This is a genomic window from Novosphingobium sp. MBES04 (assembly GCF_000813185.1).
GTDB lineage: Bacteria > Pseudomonadota > Alphaproteobacteria > Sphingomonadales > Sphingomonadaceae > Novosphingobium > Novosphingobium decolorationis.
The window spans coordinates 49947-59228 of record NZ_DF850490.1 but is presented as its reverse complement, the minus strand read 5'-3'; the positions used below and the strand labels follow the sequence as shown (position 1 = coordinate 59228).

Genomic DNA, 9282 nt, shown 5'->3' with positions numbered 1-9282 from the left:
TTAGATCAATCCCCTACGGTTCTTGAGCAATTCGCCTACACAGATACTTGGGCGGAAGGCACCACATCATATCTCAAGATGATTATTCCCCGGCTCTATCTCATGAAGGAGCTCCTCAAGCCGGAAGGCTCTATTCTTGTGCATCTTGATTGGCACGTAGGCCACTATGTAAAAATCGCCCTTGATGAAATTTTTGGTCGCGATCATTTTATCAATGAAATTGTGTGGCACTACTACAATAAGATGCAGGGGAACGTGAAGCACTTCCCGAAAAACCATGATGTTATTTATTGGTATCGTAATGGTGAGACGTTTACCTTTAACAAAATCAAGGAAGAACGCGTCGAGAAGCAGCGGCAGCTAAAGCGCGTTTGGAGCAAGGAAAAGCAAAAGCTCGTCAATGCCCGTGATGACGATGGTAATCTTATCTATATTGAGGCAGAGGATCGAGGCGTCGATGACGTTTGGTATATGTCGATGCTTCAACCGGCTGATAAGACTGAAAACCTTGGATATAAAACGCAAAAGCCTGAAACTGTCGTTGAAACGGTCATAGCCGCTGCTTCAAATGAAGGCGATCTTGTGGCCGATTTCTTTGTTGGATCGGGGACGACCGCATCTGTAGCTGAAAGGCTTGGGCGACGTTGGCTTGCCTCCGACCTGGGTAAACCTGCGTGCATGATGACCCGGAAGCGCCTGATCGATCAGGATGCACGGCCTTTTCTCTATCAGCATATCGGTGATTATCAGGTCGAACAGATGCGTTCGACGTTGGGTAGCCGCTTTCGGATCGGCGACCTCGCAGAAATTGTGCTCGGTCTTTATGGGGCGTTGCCGCTTCCTGCGGAAGAAAACCCCAATAAGAATATGGGGCGCTTGCAGGGCAGCAAGACGCTTGTTCTTGCCGACAGCCCGAACAAGATGACCGGCCTGGCCACGTTGCGCCGCGCCATCGAAATCCGCGACAACCTCATGGGAGGTTGGGACAAGGTTATTATCCTGGGCTGGAATTTCTCACCGACCATCGGCCATGACATCGAGGCCTTGGGGCAGGGTGACAGCTTGGAAGTACTCGTTATTCCGCCTGACCTGCTCGATCGTTTGAAAAAGAAGGGCAAAAAGCTCAAACCGGACGAGGTAAGGTTTTCTTCGCTGCAATATTTGAAACTTGGCAACGTCAAACGGAAGGTGACCGGCGACAAAGAAACGCTGACCGTTGCGCTCGACAATTATGTCCTCCTCTCGCCGGAAGCTCTCAACCTTGATGAGAAGAACCGCGAGAAGCTGGAAAAAGTCGTCAATGCTGATCCGCTTGCCCTGATCGAATATTGGAGTGTCGATCCCGACTATGATGGCGAGGTGTTTCGCTCCGTCTGGCAGGATTATCGCGGAAACAATGAGAATGATCCCCATAGGGTCACAAGAAAGGCACAGATCACGGGTTTGCCAAAAAAGGAAGGCAAGCGGCGGGTATGCGTCCGTGTAGTCGATGTGTTCGGATTTGAAGCCGAAGCTACGATCGAGGTGGCATGATGGCGGGGATCAATAGCCTTTCGCTCGCCCAGGGACTTTCTGCGCAGGTCGAGGAAGCGTGCGCCGGACTGGAAACTGGCGAGGCGCCGATCCTCGATCAGGTGTCGTCGATGACGGCTGAATTGCTCAAATGGTGGTTTCAGACGGAATTTCAGGACGCGCGGCGCTTCAATTTTCATCCGGGGCAGCGTCAGGCGCTGCTTAACACCATCTATGCCCATGAGGTGCTTGGCGTCACCACGTTGCAAGACCTCTATCAGGCGGCCGCGCCCGATGTGATGCTTGCCAGTGCGCGCGATGCCGAAGTGATCCGCGCCCCGAAAAACGCCTATCCGAAATACTGCATGAAGATGGCGACCGGCACGGGCAAGACCTGGGTGCTGCAAGCTCTCATGGTCTGGCAGGTACTTAACGCGCACCGAGATCCCGACAGTGAACGCTACACCCGCAACTTCCTTGTCGTTGCGCCGGGCCTGATCGTTTACGACCGCCTGCTCGACGCCTTCATGGGAAAAGAACGCGACGGCAAGCGTGACTTTTCCATTTCCGACCTCGCCATCTTCCAGGAGCTGTTCATTCCCGATGCCTATCGGGATGAGGTTTTCCGGTTCGTGCAGGGTGCTATTTGCCCGAAGGAAGACATCGGCCGCAAAGTCACCGCTGGCGGCATCATCGCCATCGCCAACTGGCATGTCCTGTCCGAGGAAGGCGAGCCGCTTGAAGACGAGGACATCGATGCGCCAGGGGAAGAGATCGATCCCAAGCAGGTAGTCGAAAGCGTACTTCCGCTGACACCTGGTACGAGCAAAGGCAATGACCTCAATGTCCTTAACCGCCGCTACGAGCGCGGCGGCATTCTGACCTATCTCAAGGATTTGCCTTCGTTGATGGTCTTCAACGACGAGGCGCACCACATCCACGAATTCAAGCGAGAAGGGGAGGTGACAGAGGTCGAGTGGCAGAAGAGCCTCAACCTGATTGCTGCCCCTAAGGCGCACCGCTTCATTCAGGTGGACTTCTCCGCCACGCCCTACAACGAAGTCGGCACGGGGCGGAATTCCCGCAAATCCTACTTCCCTCACATCATCGTCGATTTCGACCTCAAGACGGCCATGCGCGCAGGCTTGGTCAAATCGCTCGTGCTCGACAAGCGATCCGAGATCGGGGCGCTCAGCAACGACGAACTCGATTTCAAGGCCGACCGTGACGAGAACGGCGACCCTATGCTGTCCGAAGGGCAGCGCATCATGCTGCGCGCCGGACTGACCAAGCTGCGCAAACTCGAAGCCGATTTCGCCGACCTCGATCCCGACAAGCATCCGAAGATGCTGGTGGTTTGCGAGGACACCTCCGTCACCCCCCTTGTCGCCGATTTCATGCGCGATGAAGGCCTATCGGATGACGAGGTTTTGCGGGTAGATTCCAACCGCAAGGGCGAGTTGAAGCCCGATGACTGGAAGCAGCTGCGTGAACGCCTGTTCGATGTCGATCGCCATGCTTCGCCGCGTGTGATCGTCAGCGTCCTGATGCTGCGCGAAGGCTTTGACGTGAACAATATCTGCGTCATTGTGCCGCTGCGCGCCTCGACCGCGGGCATCCTGCTCGAACAGACGATCGGCCGCGGCCTGCGCCTCATGTGGCGCGGCAACGAATATGACGACATCAAGCGGGAAAACCGCCAGATGATCGCCACCGGCAAGACCCCCGCCAACATGATCGACATCCTGTCGATCGTCGAGCACCCGGCCTTTCAGGACTTCTACGACGACCTCATCAATGACGGCCTGGCCGCCGAAGAGGACGACGATGATGACAGCAATGGCAGCTCGACCGGCGACCTGATTTCGGTCGGCCTGCGCGACGATTATGAGGGCTACGATTTCGCGATCCCGTTCATCCTGCGGGATCGAGTGGAGGAATTGGCTGACGCGCAGATTGACCCGTCAGGCCTCGAATCCTTCGGCGCGTTCTCGCTCGATCAGCTGAAGAAGCAGCTCGGACACGGCGACCGCTTCCATTCCGAGGACGTGCAGGCAAAGACGCGCTTCGGCGACTATCGCGTCCAGGGCGGCGTCATGACCGCCACCGGCTACAACGACTATCTCGCCCGTATCACGCGCCGGATCACCGAGGCGGTCACGCTGACCGACACCACGTCCAGCTCCAAGACCTTCGCCAACGCCGCGAAATTCCCCTACATCCAGATCAATCGCGCCGAATTGGCCGAAGGTCTCGACACCTACATCCGCACCCGCCTGTTTGACCGCGACTTTGTGCCGCTCGATGATGAAAACTGGCGCGTCCTGCTGATCGACGCCGTGACCGAACACATCATCAAGGTCTGGGCGCGTTCGATCCTTGAAGCCGAAGAATCTGTGCTCGTGGCCGACGCCGAGGTTGCGCATCGCCGCCTTTCGGAAGTGCCGAAACTCGCCATGCGCGAAGGTTCATCCCTCGCCGTTAACAAGGCGATCTATTTGCGGTTGCCGTACCCCTCCCGCAACGGCGGCCTCGAACAGGCCTTTATGGAAACCTGCGAGAAGGATGGCAGTGTCGATGCCTTCTGCAAGATCAACGAACAGAAGCACACCTTCGCGCGCCTGCGCTATGTGAAGGAAGACGGCTTGCCCGCCTTCTATTCACCCGACTTTTTCGTTCGCTGTGGCGAGACGATCTACCTTGTCGAAACCAAGGCGCAGGGGCAGCTGTCCTCCCCGAATGTGAAGCGGAAGCGCAAAGCCGCCGTGGCTTGGTGCGATCGCATCAACGAGTTGTCCGAGGATGATCGCAGCAATGCCGAATGGCATTATGTCCTGCTCGGCGAAGACACATTCTACGGATGGCGTGATAAGGGTGGCTCAATCGCTGACCTACTCGCCTACGCCAAGCTGCGGCCAGTGGACGAGAAAACGCAGCCGAAATTCGCGTTTTAGGGGGATCAATGGATAGGGGCGCGCACTTCTTTCAATGCGATTTTCAGATTCATACGCCGCGAGATGCGGCTTGGACCGGACCAGTTCCAACGACTGATGAAGATCGTTTAGCTTACGCAAAGACGTTAATCGCAGGATGCCGAGAAAAAAGCATTCATGCGATCGCCGTCACGGACCATCATTGTATGGCCTTCGTCCCCTTCATTAGACAGGCCGCCCGCGAAGAGCTTGATGGACTGGGAAATCCGGTAAGCGAGACTGATAGAATTATCGTTTTCCCTGGCATGGAACTCACTTTGGGAGTTCCATGCCAAGCCTTGCTAATCTTCGATGCCGATTTTCCTGACGATATGCTGCCGCTCATTACGGTCGCCTTAGCCATAAACCAAAACGACGTTTCGCAGCCAAAGGCTATCAATCCAGTCGTCAGAATGGACGGAATTACGTCCTTTGGCGACCTTTATAAAAAGCTCGACGAGCACGCCTTTTTGCGTGGACGTTACATTGTTTTTCCGAACCTCACCGACGAGGGCAAGCACTCTATTTTCCGAAATGGCCAGCAGGGGAAGTATGCCGAGATGCCCTGTGTGGGAGGTTACTCCGACGGCGAATTCAGCAAGCTTAGCGCCGGCGTCAAAAACCGCATTGCCGGGAAAGACCCGCAATGGGGCAGAAAGCGTGTCGCCTGCATTCAGACATCCGATGCACGCCGATCAGATCATGAGTTTCTCGGCAAACCCTCAACTTGGGTGAAGTGGGCGACACCAACGGCGGAAGCTCTTCGTCAGGCCTGCCTTGCGCAGGAATCGCGCATTTCCCTCGACACGCCACACGTCCCTGAAACCTACATTGCCTCGGTCAGCATCGGCAATTCCAAGTTTCTCGGCCCGCTCGATGCCGAGCTTAACCCCCAATACAGCGCCTTGATCGGTGGTCGCGGGACGGGCAAATCGACCGTCCTTGAATATGTACGGTGGGCGCTCTGCGATCAGCCCCCGTCGAATGTCGATGATGATACCCCGAATTATCAGTCTCGCCGTGCCCGACTGATCGAGCAGACTTTGAAGCCCTTGGGGGAGGGCGTCACCGTCACCTACATGCTCAACGGCGTTTCGCATGTGGTGCGTCGTTCAAGCCTTGACGGCGCTGTGCAGATGAAGATCGGGCGCGAGGAATTCCGACCGTGCTCGGAAGAGGAAGTCCGCACGCTTCTGCCGATTCAGGCTTACAGCCAGAAGCAGTTGAGTGATGTCAGTGTGCGCATCGACGAACTGACCCGTTTCATCACCGCGCCAATCAAGGGCGACCTCGATCGCCTTGACCGGAAGGCAGCTGATCGCGCCAACAACATGCGCGAGACGTTTGCGACCCGGCAGCGGTTTAACGAACTCAACCGCACGCTTGCCAACCGTGTTCTCGAACACCAGTCGATCACCGGCCAAGCGGAAAGCCTGAAGCAGTCGCTGACCGGCTTGTCCGATGCAGATCGCCAAACGCTCGATCAGGCCAATGACTATTCCAACGCCAACACCGAGGTTGAGCGTTGGCAGGCATCGGCCGAAACCATCCGACGCAAAGTCGATGAACTCGCGCAGATCGTCACCGACCAAGCCGGCGCTTTGTCGCCTGTCGCACCCGATAAGCCGGAAGCCGAAGCGGCGATATTGCAGGCGGCACGGCAGGCCTATGCGAATTTCCTTTCGGAAACGCAGACGGCTTTGAACACTCTGTCGCAGTCAGCGGAAGCCATCGCTGAACCTGCACCGGAAGCGGATGCCCCCTGGACGCAGTGGGACACCAAATACGCGGCTTTCAGGGCGCGCTATAATGAGGCGGTCGAACGCTCTTCTTCGCATCGTGAACGGCTCGAACAACTGCGCAATCTGGAAGCCCGCGCGGCGGAACTGGCTGCGGAATCTACCCGCACCCGTGAAACTCTGGCGTCTCTGAAATCTGCCGGAACGCTGTTCGATACCGCGCGAGGGGAGTGGTTGTCGGCGCAGGAAGAGCGCGATGCTCTGCTAACCCGCGAAGGCGAGGCATTGACCGAGCGTTCCGAGGGCGCAATTCGTGTGACCCTAAAACCCTATGCCGATGCGAGCGCGTTCGTGGATCTGCTCCGGCAGAACCTCACCGGCTCGCGCGTCCAATCTGCCAAAATCGAGGATTTGGGGCAGTATATCGTCACTGCCGAAGCCCCCAAGATGACGTGGCTGAAAGTGCTCGGCGAACTCGAAAAGCTGGCTGAATTCGAGCCGGGGAATGCGGTTGCCGAGGAACGCCCTGCTGCGCCAACACTGACAGCGGCAGGCCTGAAACTCGACCAGCTTGATCGCATGGCGCAGTATCTCAAGCCCGAAACCTGGCTCTCGCTCGCCCTGACGCCCATCAAGTCGGTGCCGGTCTATGAATTTCGCGCCAAAGAGGCGGACTATATACCCTTCAAGAATGCGTCTGCCGGTCAACAGGCGACCGCGTTGCTGCGCACTTTGCTCAATCAGCCCGGTCCTCCGCTCATTGTAGATCAGCCCGAGGAAGACCTCGACAACCCTGTCATGTTGCAGATTGTCGAACAGCTATGGGCTGCGAAGCGAATTCGCCAGATCGTGTTTGCCAGCCACAACGCCAATCTCGTTGTGAACGGCGATGCCGAGCTGGTCATCTGGTTTGGCTATCGCAATAGCGACGATCAATCTCGTGGCACGATCAAAGGGCAGGGCGCAATCGACATTCCCGACGCCCGCGAAGCGATCAAGCAGATCATGGAAGGTGGCGAGAATGCGTTTCGCTTACGGCGCGAGAAATATGGATTTTAGCTTTCACGTCACCGCCAAAAAAAGAGGCCGGTGGCGCGTTTGCGCCACCGGCCAGCACATTAAGCAACCTTGGACATTTCGCCTTCGTCCGTGGGCTGCTCGGGAAGAGGTGTAAAGCGGCGGGCAGGTTCGGGCAGCCAGCCAACGGGAAGCCGCTCGTTAACGGCAATGGCAAGGTCGCCCTTCTTCATCTTGGCACAATTCCCGGCGGCATCCTCGCCGCATTCATCGGCCAGGATTGCCAGCAGGCTCGTCTTCTTGAGCCGGTCGAAAAAGGTCTGGCCCGGGGTCCAGTGCTGGCGAAGATCGAGGTCAGCGGCATCGCCGTACTTGTCGGCAGTGGCCTGCCGGGCACCGATCCCGCCGTGATTGAAGATCGTGCCGTTGAGCGTGGTCGCGACCAGTGCGGCAAGCAACTGCATCTTGTCAGCCTCATCCATCGCGCGGATTGCCTCGAAACGGCCATCGGCAGGAATGTCCGCGAACCGCTCGACAAGCTGGGCAGGAAGGACGGCAAGACGGCTGCCATCCAGCATGTCCTGTTCGACCGTGTGGCGGGTTACGGTCAGATGAATGTCGGCGGCAAGGTTGTAGCTGTGCAGGCCGTGGAGCAACTGCGCGGCCATGCTGTCCAGCAGAATGTCGAGAGCAAGGGCAGGCTGCGCCGCAACTTCCTGTTGCAATGCCATCGTGCGGATGGCTGTCAGCCGCTCAATCATGCTAGCGGCATAAGGACCGGATTCTTCGGCCTTGGCGCTGGGCCGCTCGACGTAAACGGTCCAGTGGCGAAGGACCAAATCGCCTTTGTAGCCGAGATAGGCACAAACCCCGCCGTTGGCCTTCTGCGTGTCAGTGAACGCCTCGAAGCCTTCCGTAATAGCATTGCGCTGCTCAAACAGCGTGGCGGCTTCCTCGCTGTCCTCACTGCCTTCGGCTTCCAATGCTTCAATCTGAGCATCGAGCGCGGCCAGCTGGGCCGCTTCCTCGTCGGTCGGTTCGCGCGTCTCGGGGCGCAGATAGCCACGGCTGTAAATGTCGTGGGGAGCCTCGGCGGCAACTTCGACGATCTTCCAACCCTCGGCCTCGAACCCGGCCCGAATGCTCTCCAGCTTGGCGGAAACCAGTTCGTCCAGCAAAGCTAGATCATCGGCATACCCCGTCTCTCCAAACAGGTCGCGGGTGATCGTGCCGCCCGCTACCTCGTAGGCTTCCAGACCGACAAAGCAGAAGGTCGATGAATCGGTGCGAACCTTCTCGGTCGTCAGAGCGCGGCGGATAGCGGCGGGACTGTTGCCACAACGCTCAAATGCCTCGATCTGTGCGGCATGATCCTCGCTCATGGTGAGCGCCTGAGCGGCTTCCATGCCGATCTTGTCGGCAGCGAAGGCTTCCAGAAGGGCAGGGGCCAGACTGCCAAGGCGCAGCAACTTGGCGACATGGCCGGTGCTGTAGCCAAAGCGGGCTGCAATATCCTCGGCGCTCATCCCGCCTTCATCGCGAAGCTGGGCGAACGCAGTGACGGCATCGGCAGGGTGCATGTTCTCGCGCTGGGTGTTCTCCACCAGCGAAAGCTCGATGGCCTCGGCCTTGTCCTTGATGATGACGGGGACAGGAAAGGCAGCAGTCACGTCCTTGCGCTTCCTGAGCAACTCGAGCGCGCGAAAGCGGCGCCCCCCAGCAAAGACCCAGAACTTGCCGCCTTCCTCGTAAACGCCAAGGTTCTGGATGAGGCCGTGCGCGTGAATGTCGTCGGCCAGAGCCTCAATCCCGGTCGGCTCGACCTTGCGGACGTTGAGGGGGGAAAGGCGGAGCTGCGACAACTTGAGAGTCATGGTCATGGTCGAAAATCCTCGAAAATAGGGGAGAAGCGAGGGCGACGGCTGCGCCGCCCTCGATGCTGGCCGATCAGTATTCGTCGGCGCGAAGGATCGTGATGACGCGGCAGGTCACACCCGGATCAACCGGGTCGTGCGATCCACCCTCAAGCGCGGCGTCGTAGC

Annotated in this window: 4 protein-coding genes; 3 read left to right on the top strand and 1 reads right to left on the bottom strand. The window is 57.9% G+C overall.

The genetic code is table 11. The features are described from left to right. The 3 genes from MBENS4_RS25000 to MBENS4_RS22200 form a co-directional block, all read left to right on the top strand. Nucleotides 1–1533 (top strand): DNA methyltransferase (locus tag MBENS4_RS25000; protein ID WP_199904461.1); only part of this gene is annotated, 1533 nt, incomplete at its 5' end. Then, nucleotides 1530–4466, top strand: a complete 2937-nt coding sequence (locus tag MBENS4_RS22205; protein ID WP_052322700.1) for a DEAD/DEAH box helicase family protein — start codon at nt 1530–1532, stop codon at nt 4464–4466. The genes MBENS4_RS25000 and MBENS4_RS22205, both read left to right, overlap by 4 nt. Nucleotides 4467–4474: 8 nt before the next feature. Continuing rightward, nucleotides 4475–7282 carry a TrlF family AAA-like ATPase gene (locus MBENS4_RS22200; RefSeq protein ID WP_039396069.1) on the top strand — a complete coding sequence of 936 codons (2808 nt, stop codon included), beginning with the start codon at nt 4475–4477 and terminating at the stop codon, nt 7280–7282. Between the two features lie 59 nt (nt 7283–7341). Here the strand turns inward: MBENS4_RS22200 and MBENS4_RS22195 are convergent, their stop codons facing one another. After that, complete coding sequence (locus tag MBENS4_RS22195) at nt 7342–9120, bottom strand: ParB/RepB/Spo0J family partition protein (protein WP_039396066.1); 1779 nt, start codon at nt 9118–9120, stop codon at nt 7342–7344. Nucleotides 9121–9282: the final 162 nt, after the last annotated feature.